This window comes from Rhizobium sp. BK529, assembly GCF_014194105.1.
Taxonomy (GTDB): domain Bacteria; phylum Pseudomonadota; class Alphaproteobacteria; order Rhizobiales; family Rhizobiaceae; genus Rhizobium.
In genome coordinates this window covers 570,407-589,334 of the sequence record NZ_JACIAU010000001.1, presented here as the reverse complement: position 1 = coordinate 589,334, position 18,928 = coordinate 570,407, and the positions used below count along the sequence as shown (strand labels likewise).

Sequence of the window (18,928 nt, the reverse complement as noted above, 5' to 3'; positions counted from 1 at the left end):
GATCATAGTTCGCGTTGCGTGTCTGAAACTGGGGGGTACTTGTCAAGGAGCGCGGCGACAATCTTGCCGAAACCGATCCCCAGGGACGACTTCACCATCAACACGTCGCCAGGTGCGACCGAGTTCAATACGAATTCCAATAATTCTTCTGTTTTCTCGCGATGCTCGACCGCGACGCTGTCGGGAAGCGATTCTTGCAGCGCCACCATCTCGGGCCCCGCAAGCCACACATGTTCGAGGCCGGCCGCCAGCAGCGGCCCGGCGAGATCCGCGTGAACCTGTGGAGCAAATTCACCCATTTCCAGCATGTCGCCGAGCACGGCGATGCGGCGCCCCCGGCCGGTTGGCTCGGCTGTCGCCAAGAGCGCGATTGCCGCGCGCATGGAGGCCGGATTGGCGTTGTAGCTTTCATCGATCAGTGTGAAGCTGCCATTGCCGATCGGCAGCGTATAGCGCTTGCCCCTGCCCTTTTCCGGCTTCAGTGTCGCCAGCGCCTCGATGGCCTTGTCGAGGCTGGCGCCCACGATCGTCACGACGCCCAATGCGGCGAGCGCATTTTCAGCGATGTGACGGCCGGGCGCACCGATGCGCACTTCCTTGGTCTCGCCCCGAACCGTCATCCACAGGGTCGAGCTTTCGTCCGAGCCGTTGAATTCCGCAAGACGGAATTCCGCCTTGGCATGCTGCCCGAAGGAATGGATCCTGGTGATGCCGAGCGCCTGGGCGGTCTGCTCCAGCAAAGCGAACTGATCATTGTCGCGGTTGAGGACAACATCGCCACCGGGCTCCAGCCCTTCGAAAATTTCGGCCTTGGCGGCAGCGATTTCCTCGATACGTTTGAAATTGCCGAGATGGGCGGGTGCGATCGTTGTGATGACAGCGACATGCGGACGGATCATCTTGACCAGCGGCCGGATCTCATCCGGATGGTTCATTCCGACTTCGAAGACGCCGAAATAGGTATCGATCGGCATGCGTGCGAGCGTCAGCGGCACGCCCCAGTGATTGTTGAAGGAGGCCACCGACGCATGCACCTTGCCCGAGGGCGACAGCACATGCCGTAGCATCTCCTTTGTCGTCGTCTTGCCGACCGAACCGGTGACGGCAATGATTTTAGCGCGCGAACGATCGCGGGAAGCCTGCCCCAGCTTACCGAGGGCTGCAAGCACGTCCTCGACCACAATCATCGGCACCGTCAGGCGCCCCATGGCCGGCAGGCGGGCCTCGCTGACGACCAGCAGAGACGCACCGTTGGCGACGGCCATGGAGGCGAAGTCATGCCCGTCGACACGGTCGCCTTTGATGGCGAAGAACGCTTCACCAGGGGCAATCGAACGGCTGTCGATGGAAATGCCAGTGATACCCTGCGGCAGCGAGCCGAACGGACGGCCCGCCATCGCAGCAATCATGTCCTCAGTGGTCCAGAGCCAGTTCACGGTACCCGCTCCTCCAAAGCCTTGCGCACTTCTGCATGATCGGAAAACGGCAGTGTGACGCTCCCGATCGTCTGCCCCTCTTCATGTCCCTTGCCGGCAACGATCAGAGTATCGCCGGATTTCAGCTGCAGAACCGCCTCGCGGATCGCTTGAGCGCGGTCGCCGATCTCGGAAGCGCATTTCGCGGCCGCCATGATCTCGGCGCGGATCGCAGTCGGCTCCTCCGAGCGCGGATTATCGTCTGTGACAATGACGACATCGGCGAGCCGGCAGGCAATTTCACCCATGATCGGCCGCTTGCCGCGATCACGGTCGCCGCCGCAGCCGAAGACGACGATGACCCGGCCCGTCGTGAACGGACGCACCGAGTTTAGCACGTTTTCCAGGGCATCCGGCTTGTGGGCATAATCGACATAGGCGAGCGCGCCATCTTTCGTATGGCCGACGAGTTCGAGACGGCCGGAAGCCCCCTGCAGCTTTTCGAGCGCTGCCATCGCGAGGTTTGCCGAAACGCCCGTCGACATGGCAAGCGCTGCGGCAACCAGCGCATTGGCGATCTGGAAATCGCCGGCAAGCGGAATATCGACCTCGAAGATCTCGCCTTCCACATGGATTTCCGCAACCTGCTTGTGACGGAAATGCTCGACCCGCTTCAACGAGAGATAGGTGCCCTTGCGCCCGACCGTGCGCACATCGTGACCTGCAGCTGTCGCAGCCTTGATTGCCTGTTCCGACCAGGGATCATCCGCAAAGATGACGGCTGGCGAACCCTTCGGCAGCACCCGGTCGAAGAGGTGCATTTTGGCGGCCATATAGTCTTCGACCGTCGGGTGGTAATCCATATGATCGCGGCCGAGATTGGTGAAGGCAGCAGCCGCGAGCGTCACGCCATCGAGGCGATACTGGTCGAGCCCGTGGCTGGAGGCTTCCATCGACGCATGCGTGACGCCTTCATCGGCAAGTTCCGACAGCAGCTTGTGCAGCGAAACCGGATCGGGCGTCGTCAGCGAACCATATTCGTTGCGCGTAGGCGAGATGACGCCGGTCGTGCCGATCATCGCGGCGGCATGGCCGGCATGCGCCCAGATCTGTCGCGTGAAGGAGGCAACCGACGTCTTGCCGGCCGTACCCGTCACCGCGACCATCGTCGCCGGTTGACGGCCATAGAAGCGCGAAGCCGCGACGGAAAGGAAACGCCGCGGCTCTGCAACGACAAGAACCGGCACAGAGGTTTCGGTTGCGTGGGCCGCGATGACGACGGCAGCACCTTTAGCAACCGCATCGGCAATGAAGCCCGCGCCATCAGCCTTGGAACCGGCAATCGCGATGAATGCCATGCCGGGCGCGATCTTGCGGCTGTCCGAAGACAATCCTGCTATCTCCAGCGCGCCGGCCAGTCCTTCGAGTTCAGCTTTGAGTTCCGGAAACGTATCTCCGGCGAGGTCCCGCAATTTCATCGAATGCACTTCTCTGGTTCAGGTCGATCGCCCCTTACGAATCGACGCTGATATTGATTCACACTCAATAAGACACCAACAAGGCCGAACCGTCTTCGCCAAATTCCGGTTCGACACCGAGGATGGGTGCAGCGCGGCGTACGATATTCTTGACCATGGGCGCCGCCGTATAAGCGGCGATGCGCTGATGCTGCTCGCCGTCAAGCGGTTCGTCGCAGAAGGTCAGCACTACATATTTCGGATTATCGATCGGGAAGGCCGCCAGAAACGCGTTGAAATTCAGATTGCTGGCGTAACGGCCGTTGACGACCTTGTCGGCCGTGCCGGTCTTGCCGCCGACATTGAAGCCCGGCACGTCGGCATTGCGGCCGGAACCCTTTTTGCCGTTCAGCTTGAAGAGATAGCGGATATCGTCGCTGGTGCTTTTCTTGACGACGACTTCGGCCACTTCGTCAGCCTGTTCGCGGCTGCGCGGCAGGAATGTCGGCTCGATCAGCTTGCCGCCATTGATGAGCGCAGCACCGGCAACGGCCGTCTGCAGCGGCGTGGTAGCGACACCGTGGCCGAAGGAAATCGTGATGGAGTTGATCTTCTTCCAGACACGCGGCTGGCTCGGCATCTTCACTTCCGGCAGCTCGGTCTGCATCTTGGTGAGCAAGCCGAGGCGGGTCAGATAGTCCTTCTGCAGCTCCATGCCGACGATATCGATCATTCTCGCCGTGCCGATATTGGAGGAATATTCGAAGATTTCCGGAACCGTCAGCCAGCGGCGTTGACCGTGGAAATCGTGAATGGTGAAACCACCAATGCGGATCGGGTTGGTGGCATCGAAACTGTCCTTCAGAGAAACCTTGCCGCTGTCGATCGCCATCGCGGTGGAGAAGGTCTTGAAGGTGGAGCCCATTTCGAACGTGCCGTTCGACATGCGGTTCAGCCAGCCGTCCTTGGAGCCTTCCTGCGGATTGTTCGGATCGAAGTCCGGCGCGGACGCCATGGCGATCACTTCGCCCGTATGTGCATCGAGAACGACGGCACCCGCGCCCTTGGCCTTGTAGTTGACGACGGCATTGGCAACGACATCGCGCACGATCGCCTGCACGCGTACATCGATCGAAAGGCGCACCGGCTCCAGCGGCTGGTCGCTCGTCATGCCGACAGAAGCGAGATCGGCAAGCCCCTGATCGTCGATATATTTCTCCATGCCGGCAACGCCGCGGTTGTCGATATTGACGTAGCCGAGGATATGCGCGGCTGTCGGACCACCCGGATAAAAGCGGCGCTTCTCCGGACGGAAGCCGATGCCGGGAATGCCGAGCGCCAGGATCTGGCTCTGCTGTTTCGGCGTCAGCTGGCGGCGCAGCCAGGCAAAATGCGAGGTGCGGTTCGCGAGTTTCTTGTAGGTGTCTTTCGCATCGAGATCGGCAAGCACCGTCTGGAGCTTCTCGACCGCCTCATCGGGATCGACGATCTTGTTCGGCTCGGCAAACAGTGAGACGGTGCGGATATCGGTCGCCAACACTTCACCATTGCGGTCGATAATATCGGGGCGCGAGGCCATCAGCCGGTCGGGCGGCAGGATGGAGGAGACCGATTCCGGCTCCTTCATCGCATATTCGACGAGACGTCCGCCAATGACGGCATAGAGGGCGGTAAAGCCGATGATCAGCAGACCGACGCGGCTGCGCGCCTGCCCCGACTTACGCTTGCGCGAGCCTTCGATCGCCATGCCGGAGGGAGCCCCGAAACGGTTGTAGACGCCGGCGGAAAAATGCGCCTGGCTCTTCAGCACCATGATGCGGGAAAGAAAAGACATTATTCCAGCGCCCCCGTTTCGATCTGGTCGTCGTCTTCAACCTCGCGTGGCGCCGGCTTCGGAATCGGCTGGCCCTTGGCAGCAACACTCGCGCCAGGCTTGGCGCCGGCCTTGGCTTCGGTGACATCAGGCGGGGGCACCTGCGATTTCAGCATCGGCAGCTCGCGTGCGTGGGCAAGCGCCGTCGAATCCGTCGGCTGCAGCTGCAATTCGCTATTGTAGGCATTAACGAGGCGCTCCAGCCGGTTCGGCTGCGACTGCAGGGCCCAGTCGGCCTTCAGGAGGTCGATCGTATCCTTTTCCAGCTTGATCTCCGCTTCGAGGCGACGAACCTCCTCGAACTTCAGCTCGGCGCGGTGCTTGATCGTGTAGGTAACAGCGGCTGCCGCCGTCATGACGCCGATGAGCACAAGATCGAACGTTCTCAGCATATCAACCTCCAAGCTTTCCGAGGCTGGCAAGATTCGGGAATCCGAAGAGCGACATGTCGTCGGCTTCAGCGGGAGCAAGGGTACGCTGACCAGCGCGGAGCTTGGCGGAACGGGCGCGCGGATTGGCCTGGGCCTCTTCCTCGCTGACAGACACCATCGACCTTCCAACCGGCTCGAAAGTCGCGGCCCGCTCGTGGGCAACGGGCAGGTGGCGGGAACCGGAAGCCTTGCCGGCGCGGTCGGAGAAGAATTTCTTGACGATACGATCTTCCAGCGAATGGAAAGTGACAACGACGAGGCGGCCGCCAGGCTTCAACGCCCGCTCGGCTGCAAACAGCGCATGCGCCAACTCCCCTAGCTCATCATTGACGAAGATGCGTAGCGCCTGGAAGACGCGCGTTGCAGGATGGATCTTGTCCTTCATCTTGCGCGGCGTCACGAGCTCGATCAGCCCGGCGAGATCGCGCGTCGTTTCAAACGGCTTTTCGGCGCGATGCTTTTCGATCGCATGGGCAATGCGCGGCGCCTGATTTTCCTCGCCGAGATAATGAAAAATGCGAATGAGATCGGCGACCTTGGCGCGATTGACGACATCGGCAGCCGAAACGCCTGCAGCCGACATGCGCATGTCGAGCGGACCGTCCTTCTGGAACGAGAAGCCGCGATCGGCTTCATCGATCTGCATCGAAGAAACGCCGATATCGAGCACGACGCCATCGAGCCCGCCATCAGGCGCATGATCGGCAAGTTGCGAAAACTGCGAATGGACGAGCTTGAGATGGCCGCCATGGGCCGCGACCAGCGCCTGACCGGCGGCAATCGCCGTCGGATCGCGATCGAGCGCAATCACATCCGCGCCGGCAGCGAGAATGGCGGAGGTGTAACCGCCCGCACCAAAAGTACCATCAAGGATGACTTTGCCGGAAGAAGGCTCCAGCGCCGCAAGCACCTCTTTGAGAAGAACCGGAATGTGGCGAACCGGTCCGCCACCGGCTTCAGTTGAACCTCCGCCAGGATTCGCCACAATTCCGCTCCCTCGTTCTCTCAGGAACGCCTGCCCGCCAGCCTGCGCTCCTCTCGTGCCTGCGCCTGCGCGGCCGCGAATGCTTGCGGCTGCCAGAGCTGAAAATGATCCGCCCGACCGACGAAGGCCACCTCGTCCGTGATGCCGGTAAAGTCGCGGATGAAATCCGTGACCATCAACCGACCCTCCGCATCGAGCTTCATGAAGACCCCACCCCCATGAATGAGGAGCGACATCTCGTTCGCATCCGGCGAAAACGGATCTTCCGCAGCAATCTGCCGCTCGAATCTTTCCAGAAGATCCGGACCGCCGACGCTGATCGCCGGAAACACAAAATCCTGGAAGCAATAAAGCTCCGGGATACTGCGCTGCGCCAGCACGGAACGAAACGCCGCTGGCACGGAAACCCGTCCCTTGGCATCGATCCTGTTGGTCGCATTCGAAAGGAAGCGGCTCATGACACGAAACATCCGTTTCCGAAAGAGCCCGGAGAGCTTTTTGCCGCCCGAAACCCTCAAAATCAGGCACAGCATCGCAAGCCGAAAGAACCAAAGTCCCTCCGACGCTTCCGATCCGGAAGGCGCCTTCGCTTTGCGATTGATGGGCAGATGATTGCCCTGATGCAGTGCGCATTTGGGATAGCATGGGACCATATGGGCGTCAATGGGATGAGCCCATTTGAGGTGGGCACAGTATCAAACATTTATAAGCTGTTAAGTTTAACAAAGGGTTAGGAAAGCGATTCTCCGGCGCCGTCTGAACACCCCATGGGGACAGGAAATCCGGTCAGGCGAGATCCACGAAACCTTGCCTATATTGACGCCATTTCAACGGCTTGCGAGGAAGGAAAAGAGAATTCCTCTGCTATGCGGATATCGCTGAGGATTAATAGCCAGTTGGCCTGTAAGCCGGGTTCTGTATGGCTCCGGCGAACCGGAACGTGGCAGCCATTCATCTGGGACAACGCTTGCACGCTGCCTCACGCAACCCACCCGGATGACTGGCCTGGAAACCGGCCGGCAAGGCTTTCGCCCGCCGCGTCATCCCTATTCGGTTTTGCTCCCGGTGGGGTTTACCGTGCCATATCCGTTGCCGGAGATGCGGTGGGCTCTTACCCCACCCTTTCACCCTTACCTGTCATGACAGGCGGTTTGCTTTCTGTGGCACTTTCCCTGAGGTCGCCCTCGCCGGACGTTATCCGGCACCGTGTTTCCGTGGAGCCCGGACTTTCCTCACCTTACCGCCTTTCGGCATTGGTAAAGCGCGGCTGCCCGGCCAACTGGCAGGGCTCCCTTAAACGAGGAAGCCCGCAAAAGCCAATAAAATATAGGCGGCAGGCTTAACGGAAATAAGGTGTGAAATCCGTGGAATAGCCCTGGTCCTCGATTCTGCCTGCCAGAATGAGTTCAGCTCCCAGTCTGCCGATTTCATCGGAGCTCTTGGCAGATGTTCCCATGCAGCCGGTGAGCACGGCAATAAGCGGCGAAGCCGTGTAGCCGATCATCGGATAACGGCTCTTCGTGTAGGAGACGACACAGGATGTGGAAGAAATGGATCGCGCTCGGAGCTCCGGCACAATGCGATCGACGATGCGCTTCAGATAGTCGCGCGCAACCTCGCGTCCGTCGGTCCGAAACCAGGCGCGCATCTCCGTATCGTTGTTCAGCACGAGGTTATCGGGATCACCGCCGATTTTCAGATAAAGCTTGCCATCGGGATAGCGGATCGGCGGCAGCAGATAAATGTCGATGCCGGGCGCATCGAGGATGAGCGACGGCATGCCGGCAAAGCGATCGGCATCCTCTTCCGCCACTTCAACGAGGGCAACCGTGCGCCCATAAACCGTCATATCAACGGATTGCGGCAAGAGATTCTGCGAAATGGAAAAACCGCCAGCCGCGAGCAGCGCTTTCTCGGCGCGATAGATCTCACCGCCCGCCGTCGTGACGACAGCCGCCCCGCCTTCTTCGCGGGCCGAGACGACATGATCGCGGATGACAGTCGCGCCAGCCTTTTCCGCAAGTAGCGACTGCGCCCTCACCAGTTTGCGTGGCCTGATGTGCCCCGCCCCTTTCGCCTCGAAAATCCCGGCGCTGCCGGAAGGAAATGCGAAATACGGAAATCGCGACTTCAATCCGGCTTCGTCGAAGGGTGCCGTCTCGACACCAAGCGAGGCAGCAGCCTGGCGTGTAGCGTTGAGATAATCGCTCTCGGCGGGCGCCACGCCGACGCAGCCTGCTTCCGTATAGAAGTCGACGCCGCTTTCCCTGGCGATCTCGCCATATCGCGCGATCGAGCGATTGGCGAGCAAGGCCCAGTCGCGATCCGGATCGATGGTGCGGGTGATGCGGCCCTCATCATAATGGCTGGCGAAAACGCCTTCGTGCGCCTTACGGTCACCTGGCTCGTCCGGGCCGATGACCGCGACGCCATCCGTCTGGCGTGCCAGATATTTTGCGGCCGCAGCACCCATCATGCCGCGGCCGATAACGATGAACCTGAAATCGACTGCCATATCCCACCTCGCTTGAGACTAGCGATAACATGGCAATCACGCTGAATCATCCAGCTATTCTCAGGGAAAGCGATCGCCGCTCAGAGCATCGCAAGAACCTTGCCGCAATAGGACTTGGAGACCGGGTTCATACGCGTTGCGCCATGGCCGGCATTGTATTTCAGGATCGTATTGCAGGTCTCGCCACCGCCGAGATCATGGGCGGCCGCCAGGTATTTCATGCCGAACTTGATGTTGGTTTCCGGATCGAACAGGCCCTTGGCGCTGCCCGTATAGCCCATCATGCGGGCCGTGGCAGGCTTGATCTGCATCAGGCCGATTTCGCCATGGCTGCCGCGTGCCATCGGATTGAAATTGCTTTCGACGCGGATGACCGCAGTCGCAAGAGCCACCGGCACGTTGTATTGCCGGGCATATTTGCTGATCAGTGCGGAATAGGAGTTGCCGGAAACATTGGCGACGGGATAGCCGCTCTGGCGCTCAACTGGCTTTAGCGGGCGCTGTGCCGTTTTCACCGGGGGCTGCACCTTGACAGGGCGCTCCACTTTCTTGACGGGCGCATCGGCTCGTACACCCCAATCATTTGCGAAGGCAAAGCTATTTCCCGCCAGCACCATGCTAACGCATGCTGCAGCAACAATAATCAGTTTTCTCATGTAGTCTTGAACACTCCGACCCAAAGAACTGCCGGACTGCGCGCCTCGCGTCCTGGAAAAACCCTGATCAAGGACTGATCAGGCTTCGCAGCAATTCTTATCGTTTCACATGACGCCTGCGATTTGACTTGGGAACAACCTCAGGCGCCGTTTAACGGGAGCTCTTAGACCATCGTAATGAGGAGATAATAGGGAAATGATGTGGCAGGCCGAATTTCACTCCAAGTGTGAAAAATCGGTAATGGCGGAAACGACGAAAGATCAGGAATAACGCGGCAGCGCAGACAGGAGGCGATGCAACGTATCGATCGTCGAGAAATCCGCGATCCCGTCCACCCGCTCGGGGCGGAAATGGCGCTGGAAAGCTTCGACATCGCCAGCCGTCTTGTCGCTGAATTCACCCGTGATTTCAGTACTGTAACCATAAAGCGACAGCATGGACTGCAACGCCTCGATCGGCTGACCGCGGTCACCGCGCTGGAAGAAGCGCCCGCCGGTAATGGCAGCCGGCTCCACCCAATGGCCGACGCCCGCTTGATGCAGGGCGCGCCAGGGGAATTTCTCACCCGGATCGACCTTGCGGACCGGGGCGACATCGGAGTGGCCAAGCACCCTTTCGGGCGCGATTGACCAGCGATCGCCGCAATCGCGACATAATTCGATCACCGCAGCGATCTGCTCTTTCGGGTAGTCCGGAAGCCCGCCTGGATGGCCGGCATTGGCGATCTCGATGCCGATCGAAAGCGAGTTGATGTCCGTCTCGCCGTGCCAGAAACTCTTGCCTGCGTGCCAGGCGCGTCGGCTCTCCGGCACGAGCTGCACGACCTCGCCGTTCGTGTGGACGAAATAATGACTGGAAACCTGGCTCTCGTCGCGACAGAGCCAGTCGAGCGCGCCTTCGGGGCTCGGCATGCCGGTATAATGCAGCAGGATCATATCGGGCTGACGGCCGTCTGCGCGTTCGCCATGGTTCGGCGAGGGTTGGACGCGCGCCTTGCTGTAGTCGGCCTCGAATGAGGTCATGCGGCGCGACGTTCCTTTTCGATCGCGGCATAGGCGTCATTCAGCGCTGCCATGCGTTCATTGGCGATCGCATGGAACTCTTCCGGCACGCCGCGCGAAATCAGCCGATCCGGATGATGCTCGCTCACTAGCACATGGTAATGGCGGCGAATCGTTGGGAAATCATCTGCCGGCGAAACGCCGAGAACCTTGTAGGGGTCGCGACCATCAGAAACGTGGCGTGCAGCGATCTGATCGAAGCGGGCCCCGCTCATCTGGAAGATCTCGGCGATATGACGCAGGAAATTCATTTCCTTCTCATGGATCAGCCCATCCGCCTTGGCGATATGGAACAGACCGTCCAGCACATCTTCCAGTACCGGGCAATTGGCGGCGCAGGTCGAGCAGAGGGTCGACAGCTTCGCGGCATAGGCCTCGTAACCGGCAACATCCTGGCGCGCAAGATTATAAAGGCGCGCGACATTCTTTGCTTCGCTTGGAGGAAACTCGAAGATATCGCGGAAGGCCTGCACTTCCTTCTCGCTGACAATGCCGTCAGCCTTCGCCATTTTGGCAGACAGCGCAATGACGGCCACCGAAAAGGCAACCTTGCGGCGTGTCTCCGGATCACCTTCGAAAACCGTGCGAATAGCCTCGACCACCGCGGAGAGCGCATTGCCCGCGGTATTGCCAATGGCATTCACCAGTTTTTCCCAGAAAGACATCGTCATCTTCTCGCAATGCAGCAAGTTTTGGAAGAAACACCTTGACCAAATAATCGTTGCCATTGCAAGGCGACTATTGGTCGTAAGTTTGAAAACAGTTTTCACAATTCGGCAACAGCCGCATGAGCGTGACCATCCGTTGTGTCCGCCGTGTCCGCCATCTCCAGCACTATCCCACATGGGGCCATGCGATTTCCACAATACTTATGGATGGGTGGACAGGCATTGAAACGATTATATCCGCACTTCCGGCTCCCATTCCGCCGAAAGGCGCGTTTTTCGTAAATTCTTTACTTTACAGGGCACTTTCCCTGCCGCATCCATGCGTTACCTAAGCTGCACTTAGTCGCGCATCAGGCGCCAAAGGAGGGATTATGGCCAAACAGAAAGTCGCAATGCTGACCGCTGGAGGCCTGGCGCCCTGCCTCTCGTCTGCCGTCGGCGGCCTCATAGAGCGCTATAGCGACATCGCTCCCGATATTGAACTCATCGCTTACAAGTCGGGTTATCAGGGCGTATTGCTCGGCGACAGCGTTCAGATCGATGCTCAGATGCGCGAGAAGGCACCGCTCCTGCACCGCTACGGCGGATCGCCGATCGGCAACAGCCGCGTCAAGCTCACCAACGCCGCCGACTGCGTGAAGCGCGGTCTGGTCAAGGAAGGCGAAAACCCGCTGCGGGTGGCCGCTGAACGGCTTGCCAATGACGGCGTCACCATCCTCCACACGATTGGTGGTGACGACACCAATACTACAGCCGCGGATCTGGCCGCCTATCTCGCAGCAAACGGCTACGACCTGACCGTCGTCGGTCTGCCGAAGACTGTTGATAACGACGTCGTACCGATCCGCCAGTCGCTCGGCGCCTGGACGGCTGCCGAGGTCGGCGCGCACTTCTTCGACAATGTCAGCAACGAGCAGACTGCCGCTCCGCGCACGCTCGTCATCCACGAGGTCATGGGCCGCCACTGCGGCTGGCTGACGGCTGCCACCGCCCGTGCCTATCTTCAGCGCACCAAAGGCAATGAATATGTCGATGGCCTGATGATGAACGAGCATACGAAGAGCATCGATGCCGTCTACCTGCCGGAAATGGCCTTCGACCTCGATGTCGAAGCTGCGCGCCTTAAGGAAATCATGGATCGCACCGGCCATGCCACGATCTTCGTGTCGGAAGGCGCCTGCCTCGACGCCATCGTCGCCGAGCGCGAAGCCGCCGGCGAAACGATCAAGCGCGACGCCTTCGGTCATGTGAAGATCGACACGATCAATGTCGGCGCATGGTTTCAGAAGCAGTTCGCAAGCCTGCTCGGCGCCGAGCGCTCGCTTGTCCAGAAATCAGGCTATTTCGCCCGCTCAGCGCCGGCAAACGGCGAAGATCTGCGTCTGATCCAGAGCATGGTCGACCTCGCCGTCGAAAGCGCCCTCAACAAGGTTTCGGGTGTTACCGGCCACGATGAAGCGCAGAATGGCAAGTTGCGCACAATAGAATTTCCGCGCATCAAGGGTGGCAAGCCGTTTGATCTTTCAACCGGATGGTTTGGCGAAGTAATGAGTCAGATCGGGCAAAAATACAGGGCCGCCTGATTGACGGATGGTTAATATGGTGTCTTTGCTTATTCTCTGGGAATAGGAGGAGATTCCATGTCGCTCGAAGCCTGGTTCGCTTTTGCGGCCGCATCCGCCATCATGCTCGCCATACCGGGACCGACCATTCTTCTGGTCGTTTCTTATGCGCTTGGCCATGGCCGGAAGACGGCGCTTGCGACCGTTTCGGGCGTGGCGCTCGGCGATTTCACGGCCATGACCGCATCGCTTTTCGGCCTCGGCGCCCTGCTCGCCGCCTCCGCGACGCTGTTTACCGTGCTGAAGTGGATTGGCGGTGCCTACCTGATTTGGCTTGGAATCAAGCTCTGGCGGGCACCGATTGTCGGCGGCCATATCGCCGATAATGATAACTTGCCGGAAGAAAAGTCCCTGCGGATTTTCCTGCATGCCTATGTAGTGACGGCGCTGAACCCGAAGAGCATCGTCTTCTTTGTCGCCTTCGTGCCGCAGTTCCTTAACCCGGCCCTTCCCTTCTTCAACCAGATGCTGATCATGGAGGCGACATTCCTCGTGCTCGCCACCATCAACGCTTCCTGCTACGCGCTGGCCGCCCATGCCGCTCGCGGCCTGATTCGCAAGGCAAGTATTCAGCGCGCGGTCAACCGCACCGGCGGTACTCTGCTCATCGCAGCAGGCGCCGTAACCGCCGGATATCGCCGTATTGCAGCTTAGTAATAATCCGTGGTTGCCGGAAAGCCACGAATAAGTTAATGGCTATCCTCGGGCTTAAGGTATTTGATAACTTTTAAGACGCTGCCGGGGCGGCGCGAGTCACGAAAGTGAGAGAATGGTAGCGATCGGATTTTCCGGCCTAAAGCGCGGTTTCATGGTCTCTACCATGCTCTGCGGCATCATTTCCGGATGCGCGAGCGTCGAATACACCTCTCAGGCAGAATTGACTGCAGCACAAACCGTCATTCCCATGCCGAAGCCGGGTGAGGACGCGACGCTGGCTGCTATCCCGACCGCCGAAGGCGTAAGCGGCCCGGCCGTCGCCATGATCGCATCGCAGCCGCAGGCCGCCTCCCCCGTTCTGACGGGCACAGCCATGCCGACCGTTGTCTCGCCAGTCCAGCAACAGGCGGGCCGCCTAGCGATGCAGACTGGCGTCCAACAGGTTGCCATCAACGGCTATGCTCCCATTCCGCTGACGCCCGAGATGACGGCGATCCAGTCCGTCATTCCAACGCCGCGTCCGGCCACACCCGCAAGCCCCTCGACGCAGCTCGCTTTCGCAGCCACGACGCCGCAGAATGGCGCGCTAGCAGCCCTTGCCGCTGTCGACACCACTCCGCGCTTCACCATGGATTACGGCTTCGACGAATCCGGACCGATCGATCCGCCGGCAGCCCCGCCAATGTTCAGCGATGACGACGGCGACGATGCGCCGACCGTCGAAAAGAGCGTCGTCAGCAAGCTCATCACCAAATATTCCAAACTTTACGAAATTCCGGAATCACTGCTCCATCGCGTCGTCCATCGCGAGAGCCGTTACAATTCCAAGGCCTACAACAAGCGCGGCTACTTTGGTCTCATGCAGATCAAGTACAACACCGCAAAGTCGATGGGCTACGACGGCAACCCCGCCGGCCTCTTCGACGCAGAGACCAATATCAAATATGCCGGCAAATACCTGCAGGGCGCCTGGCAGGTCTCCGACAAGAAGGAAGACGACGCCGTTCGCCTTTACGCGCGCGGCTATTATTACGATGCCAAGCGCAAGGGCATGACCGACATCGCCCAGGGCAATTACTGAATCACAACATCATCAGTGAAAGACCTCAGCCGGCTTTTGCCGACTGAAGCGTATTGAGAATTTCCTTCAACATCACCTGCGGCCGGTAACGCAGCCAGCTCGGCGTCAGTCCCATGCGGACGAAGACGAGATTGGCCGAAGGAACGATCGCGACCGTCTGCCCGTCGTGGCCCTGCAGCCAGAACGTATCCTGCGGCAATCCGAACTCCGCGCTCGTGCCGCCGCCCGGCCCGGCAAGCCAGGCCTGACCTTGCGTATATTGCCCGCCGGAACTCCCAGTTGGCGTCCGCATCATCGCAACAAACCCCTCGGGCAGCAGCCTCTGCCCGTTCCATACGCCATCCTGCAACAGGAACTGGCCGAAGCGTGCCCAATCGTGTGCCGTGGCATAGAGATAGGAACTGCCGGCAAATGTCCCCCGTTCATCGGCCTCGAAAACGGCGCTGCTCATGCCGAGCGGACCGAAAAGCGCATCGCGGGGATAATCAAGGGCGGCCCGTGGATCGCCGACCTTGTTCATCCAGATGCGCGACAGAAGCAGGGCCGTACCGCTGGAATAATGGAAATTCGTGCCCGGTGCGGCCACGAGAGGCGCGCTCGCCGGCAGCGAAACCATATCGGGATCGAGATAGAGCATGCGTGTCACATCGGCGACGGCGCCGTAGTCTTCGTTGAAAGCGAGTCCGCTTTCCATGCCCATCAGGTCGGAAAGCCTGATGTTACCGCGTGGATCGTTCGCCCATTGCGGCAAAAGATGTGTGTCATCATAGGAAATCTTGCCTGACAGCATCAGCCGGCCGATCAGCGCTGCATTGACCGTCTTCGTCATCGACCAGCCGATGAGTGGCGTGCTGGCACTGAAACCCGGTGCGTAGCTCTCGGCGATGATATGGCCGTCCTGTACGACCACCATCGCCCGCATCGCCGGCCCGGCAAGCCTGGCATCGGCCAGAAGTGCTGCAATCTTCGCATTGCCGGTTGCTTGATCGACGCCTTCTCCATCAGGCCAGACTGCGTCGTTGTCGTCCACCCGCGGCGCCGGCAGAAGCGGCACGGCCTTGGCTGCGGCGTCGAAATCGCCATCAGGTACGCTGGTGCAACCGAATGCACCGCGATAAAGCGCGTAGCTTGCTGCAAACAAGCCCATGAAGCGTGAGGTCACCCGTCCGCTGTCGCGATCGACCTCGACGCGCAGCAGCCGCAGCAATGGGTTTCCGGGCGCCTGAACATCGTCATAGAGCACGGCGTCGGGATCACGGCCGGCGATGAAGACATTGGAGCAGACGATCTTGGCGGCATAGCCATTGCCCACCCTCAGGAGTTCCGGCGGGCTGACGGAGAGCCATGCGCCACCGCTAATGGCGACGAGAATGACGAGCAGGGCCAAGCTCTTGAAGATACGCAGAACAACTCGCATGCAATCCTCCACGCAATGGAGAGAAGCAGGAAACGCGCTCCGCGAAAAGAGAGAAGCGAAAAGAAGCGTTTCGATCCACTTCAAATTTCGCTGAAATCCCCGCCGCTCTCCCGGAAGCCTTGGCCCACAGGGCCCGTCATCAAACTGTAGCAGAGGCGCGTTACACGCCCTGAACGCTAAAAAGGTGACAGACTCATGTCGGAATTTGCACCGGATACCGGCTTCCGCAAGAACCGGAAACTCAAGGCAGCGCTTCTCCGCCACAAGGCTTTTTCCAAGGAAGGCTTCTCCGAGCGCCTCTTCGGGCTTCTCTTTTCCGGCCTCGTCTATCCGCAGATCTGGGAAGATCCGGATCTCGATATGCAGGCGATGGAGCTGAAGCCCAATCACCGTATCGTCACGATCGGCTCCGGCGGCTGCAATATGCTCGCCTACCTTTCCAAGGCGCCAGCTTCGATCGACGTGGTCGACCTCAATCCGCACCACATTGCGTTGAACAAGTTGAAGCTTGCCGCCTTCAAGAACTTGCCAAGCCATTCCGATCTCGTGCGCTTCCTGGCAATGCCGAACGAGAAGTCGAACAGCAGGCTTTTCGACAGCCTTCTGTCGTCCAATCTCGATGAGACCACCCGCGCTTACTGGAACACCCGCAAGTTCGGCCGCCGTCGCGTCACCGTCTTCAACCGTAACATCTATGAAACCGGCCTGCTCGGCCGGTTCATCGGTGCTGCTCACCTGCTCGCCCGCCTGCACGGCGTGAAGCTGCAGGAAATGACCAAGACCCGGTCGATCCGGGAGCAGCGGCAGTTCTTCGACGACCAGATCGCTCCTCTCTTCGAAAAGCCGGTTGTTCGCTGGATCACCAACCGCAAGAGCTCGCTCTTCGGCCTCGGCATCCCGCCGCAGCAATATGACGAGCTGGCAAGTCTTGCCGCCGACAATTCCATCGCGCCGGTTCTGAAGCACCGTCTGGAAAAACTCGCCTGTCATTTCCCGATGCGCGACAATTACTTCGCCTGGCAGGCTTTCGCACGCCGCTATGCGGATGGTGAGGAAGGCCCGCTGCCGACCTATCTGAAGCCGGAGCACTACGAAGTGATCCGCGCCAATGTCGACCGCGTCAATGTCCATCATGCAAGCTTCACTGAGCTTCTGGCCGGCGAGCCTGCCGCCTCGCGCGACCGTTACATCCTGCTCGACGCACAGGACTGGATGACCGACCAGCAGCTCAACGATGTCTGGCGCGAGATCACCCGCACGGCCCGCGAAGGCGCCCGCGTTATCTTCCGCACGGCAGCCGAAAAGAGCATCATCGAAGGTCGCCTCGCGCCTGAAATTCGCGACCAGTGGCACTATTTCGAAGACCAGTCGCGTGAAATGACCACCCAGGACCGCTCGGCGATTTACGGCGGCTTCCACATTTACGGGAAGAAAGCGTGAGCGAAGCCAGCGAGATGACCGTCAAGAGCGAGGAACATGCCGACCTGATGGATGGCATGTACCGCTACCAACGCCATTTCTACGATCTGACCCGCAAATACTATCTTCTCGGCCGGGATCGCACGATCCGCAACCTCGACGTTCCCCAGGGCGGCACGCTGCTTGAAGTCGGTTGCGGCACCGGCCGCAACATGGCGCTCGCGCACAAGCACTTCCCGACCGCCAGGCTCTACGGCCTCGACATTTCCCAGGAAATGCTGATTTCCGCTCGCAAGACTTTTGCCACAAAGGCGACGATCCCGGACTTTCGCGTGGCGGACGCCACTTCCTACACGCCGCGCGAATTCGGCACCACCGGCTTTGACCGCATCCTCATTTCCTATGCACTGTCAATGATCCCGGATTGGGAACGTGCGGTGGATGCATCCATCGCCGCACTCAATCCCGGCGGCCAGCTCCACATCATCGATTTCGGCCAGCAGGAAGGCCTGCCGGCTTGGTTCGGCAGCCTGCTGCACGCCTGGCTTGCCAAATTCCACGTCACGCCCCGCGCCAATCTGCGCGAGGTTTTGGAAGCGCAAGCTACTGAAAACAATGCCAGATTGTCGTTCGAAACGATCGGCGGCGGTTACGCTTGGCGGGCCGCGATTATCAGCAAGCGCTCATAATTCGCTTGTAAATAACGTTTTTTTTACGTTGATATTAGAAAAGAGGGTCATTCCCTCTGCTGGGCGCGTGTTTTCGAAGGTCAGGCTGTGGGGCAGATCCATCATTCGGTTCACGACGGAACGTTCATGCGTCGGCTTCTGTATTGCGTCCTGCCGCTTGCCCTGATGCTCGCCGGTTGCAGTTCCACGGGTTATGATTATCTCGAAACCGCTTCCGTAAAGCCGAAGAGCCGATTCAAGGATACCGATCCGCAGGATTTCGGATCCAAGCAGCCGCAGCAAAATGCAATCCACGGTATCGACATCTCCAAATGGCAGGGCGATATTGACTGGCAGACTGTGCGCAAGTCGGGCGTCGCCTTTGCCTTCATCAAGGCGACCGAAGGCAAGGACAGGATCGATCCTCGCTTTGACGAATACTGGCGCGAGGCATCTGCATCAGGCATCCCGCATGCACCCTATCACTTCTATTATTTCTGCTCTTCCGCCGACGAGCAGGCCGACTGGTTCATCCGCAACGTTCCCAGGGAATCCATGCGCCTTCCGCCGGTGCTGGATGTGGAATGGAATGCAGAATCGAAGACCTGTCACTTCCGCCCCGATCCCGCAACGGTCCGTTCCGAAATGAAGCGCTTCATGGATCGGCTGGAAGCCTATTACGGCAAACGGCCAATCATCTATACGTCAGTCGATTTCCACCGCGACAACCTCGCTGGTTACTTTCAGGACTACCATTTCTGGGTCCGCTCCACCGCCAAACATCCCGACGTGACCTATGCTGACCGCCGCTGGGCCTTCTGGCAGTACACATCGACAGGCGTGGTCCCCGGCATTCAGGGTCCGACCGATATCAATGTCTTCGCCGGTTCGGCCAAAAACTGGAACAACTGGGTGGCTGACGTTTCCAAGGATAGAAATTCTTAGTAACGTGCCCCGATCTTTCTTGCTTCCGTCACATTCCTTTGGGAAAGCAACGAAATT

Annotated in this window: 17 protein-coding genes and 1 other RNA gene; 6 read left to right on the top strand and 12 right to left on the bottom strand. The window is 59.5% G+C overall.

Going from position 1 to position 18,928, the window contains the following annotated elements:
• Positions 1-2: 2 nt before the first annotated feature.
• The 11 genes from FHX08_RS02890 to FHX08_RS02840 form a co-directional block, all read right to left on the bottom strand.
• Positions 3-1,436: a UDP-N-acetylmuramoylalanyl-D-glutamyl-2,6-diaminopimelate--D-alanyl-D-alanine ligase gene (locus FHX08_RS02890; protein WP_132653798.1), complete on the bottom strand. Its 1,434-nt coding sequence runs from the start codon at positions 1,434-1,436 to the stop codon at positions 3-5.
• Positions 1,433-2,893: a UDP-N-acetylmuramoyl-L-alanyl-D-glutamate--2,6-diaminopimelate ligase gene (locus FHX08_RS02885; protein ID WP_132653797.1), complete on the bottom strand. Its 1,461-nt coding sequence runs from the start codon at positions 2,891-2,893 to the stop codon at positions 1,433-1,435. Before FHX08_RS02885 ends, FHX08_RS02890 begins: the two co-directional genes overlap by 4 nt.
• A 64-nt stretch (positions 2,894-2,957) precedes the next feature.
• The gene (locus tag FHX08_RS02880) at positions 2,958-4,706 is read right to left on the bottom strand and encodes a penicillin-binding protein 2 (protein ID WP_132653796.1); all 1,749 of its coding nucleotides are present in this window, start codon (positions 4,704-4,706) and stop codon (positions 2,958-2,960) included.
• Positions 4,706-5,137: a hypothetical protein gene (locus tag FHX08_RS02875; protein ID WP_132653795.1), complete on the bottom strand. Its 432-nt coding sequence runs from the start codon at positions 5,135-5,137 to the stop codon at positions 4,706-4,708. Before FHX08_RS02875 ends, FHX08_RS02880 begins: the two co-directional genes overlap by 1 nt.
• A gap of 1 nt (position 5,138) precedes the next feature.
• Positions 5,139-6,164 (bottom strand): 16S rRNA (cytosine(1402)-N(4))-methyltransferase RsmH, encoded by a 1,026-nt coding sequence (gene rsmH, locus FHX08_RS02870; RefSeq protein WP_132654314.1) that lies wholly within the window; start codon positions 6,162-6,164, stop codon positions 5,139-5,141.
• A 17-nt stretch (positions 6,165-6,181) separates the two neighbouring features.
• Positions 6,182-6,619 (bottom strand): division/cell wall cluster transcriptional repressor MraZ, encoded by a 438-nt coding sequence (gene mraZ, locus FHX08_RS02865; protein ID WP_165911890.1) that lies wholly within the window; start codon positions 6,617-6,619, stop codon positions 6,182-6,184.
• A gap of 430 nt (positions 6,620-7,049) precedes the next feature.
• Positions 7,050-7,444, bottom strand: an RNA gene (gene rnpB, locus FHX08_RS02860) — RNase P RNA component class A.
• A 56-nt stretch (positions 7,445-7,500) separates the two neighbouring features.
• Positions 7,501-8,676, bottom strand: a complete 1,176-nt coding sequence (locus FHX08_RS02855) for an NAD(P)/FAD-dependent oxidoreductase (protein ID WP_132653793.1) — start codon at positions 8,674-8,676, stop codon at positions 7,501-7,503.
• An 80-nt stretch (positions 8,677-8,756) separates the two neighbouring features.
• Positions 8,757-9,332: a lytic transglycosylase domain-containing protein gene (locus tag FHX08_RS02850; protein ID WP_132653792.1), complete on the bottom strand. Its 576-nt coding sequence runs from the start codon at positions 9,330-9,332 to the stop codon at positions 8,757-8,759.
• A gap of 261 nt (positions 9,333-9,593) precedes the next feature.
• Positions 9,594-10,355 carry an N-acetylmuramoyl-L-alanine amidase gene (locus tag FHX08_RS02845; protein WP_132653791.1) on the bottom strand — a complete coding sequence of 254 codons (762 nt, stop codon included), beginning with the start codon at positions 10,353-10,355 and terminating at the stop codon, positions 9,594-9,596.
• Positions 10,352-11,059: a DnaJ family molecular chaperone gene (locus FHX08_RS02840; protein ID WP_132653790.1), complete on the bottom strand. Its 708-nt coding sequence runs from the start codon at positions 11,057-11,059 to the stop codon at positions 10,352-10,354. Before FHX08_RS02840 ends, FHX08_RS02845 begins: the two co-directional genes overlap by 4 nt.
• Positions 11,060-11,433: 374 nt before the next feature.
• Here FHX08_RS02840 and FHX08_RS02835 point away from each other — a divergent pair, with 374 nt between their 5' ends.
• The 3 genes from FHX08_RS02835 to FHX08_RS02825 all read left to right on the top strand — a co-directional run bounded on the left by FHX08_RS02835 (position 11,434) and on the right by FHX08_RS02825 (position 14,422).
• Positions 11,434-12,645, top strand: a complete 1,212-nt coding sequence (locus FHX08_RS02835; protein WP_132653789.1) for a pyrophosphate--fructose-6-phosphate 1-phosphotransferase — start codon at positions 11,434-11,436, stop codon at positions 12,643-12,645.
• Between the two features lie 57 nt (positions 12,646-12,702).
• Positions 12,703-13,338, top strand: a complete 636-nt coding sequence (locus FHX08_RS02830; RefSeq protein ID WP_132653788.1) for a LysE family translocator — start codon at positions 12,703-12,705, stop codon at positions 13,336-13,338.
• 115 nt (positions 13,339-13,453) lie between these two features.
• Positions 13,454-14,422, top strand: a complete 969-nt coding sequence (locus FHX08_RS02825) for a lytic transglycosylase domain-containing protein (RefSeq protein WP_132653787.1) — start codon at positions 13,454-13,456, stop codon at positions 14,420-14,422.
• A gap of 25 nt (positions 14,423-14,447) precedes the next feature.
• On the opposite strand, the gene FHX08_RS02820 is transcribed toward FHX08_RS02825, so the two are convergent.
• The gene (locus tag FHX08_RS02820; RefSeq protein ID WP_132653786.1) at positions 14,448-15,839 is read right to left on the bottom strand and encodes a serine hydrolase; all 1,392 of its coding nucleotides are present in this window, start codon (positions 15,837-15,839) and stop codon (positions 14,448-14,450) included.
• A gap of 195 nt (positions 15,840-16,034) precedes the next feature.
• On the opposite strand from FHX08_RS02820, the gene FHX08_RS02815 reads away from it, so the two are divergent.
• The 3 genes from FHX08_RS02815 to FHX08_RS02805 all read left to right on the top strand — a co-directional run bounded on the left by FHX08_RS02815 (position 16,035) and on the right by FHX08_RS02805 (position 18,871).
• Positions 16,035-17,279: a DUF3419 family protein gene (locus FHX08_RS02815; protein ID WP_132653785.1), complete on the top strand. Its 1,245-nt coding sequence runs from the start codon at positions 16,035-16,037 to the stop codon at positions 17,277-17,279.
• A 14-nt stretch (positions 17,280-17,293) separates the two neighbouring features.
• Entirely contained in the window at positions 17,294-17,947 is a 654-nt protein-coding gene (locus tag FHX08_RS02810; RefSeq protein ID WP_132654312.1) for a class I SAM-dependent methyltransferase, read from the top strand.
• A gap of 126 nt (positions 17,948-18,073) precedes the next feature.
• Positions 18,074-18,871: a GH25 family lysozyme gene (locus FHX08_RS02805; RefSeq protein ID WP_132653784.1), complete on the top strand. Its 798-nt coding sequence runs from the start codon at positions 18,074-18,076 to the stop codon at positions 18,869-18,871.
• Positions 18,872-18,928 lie beyond the last annotated feature (57 nt).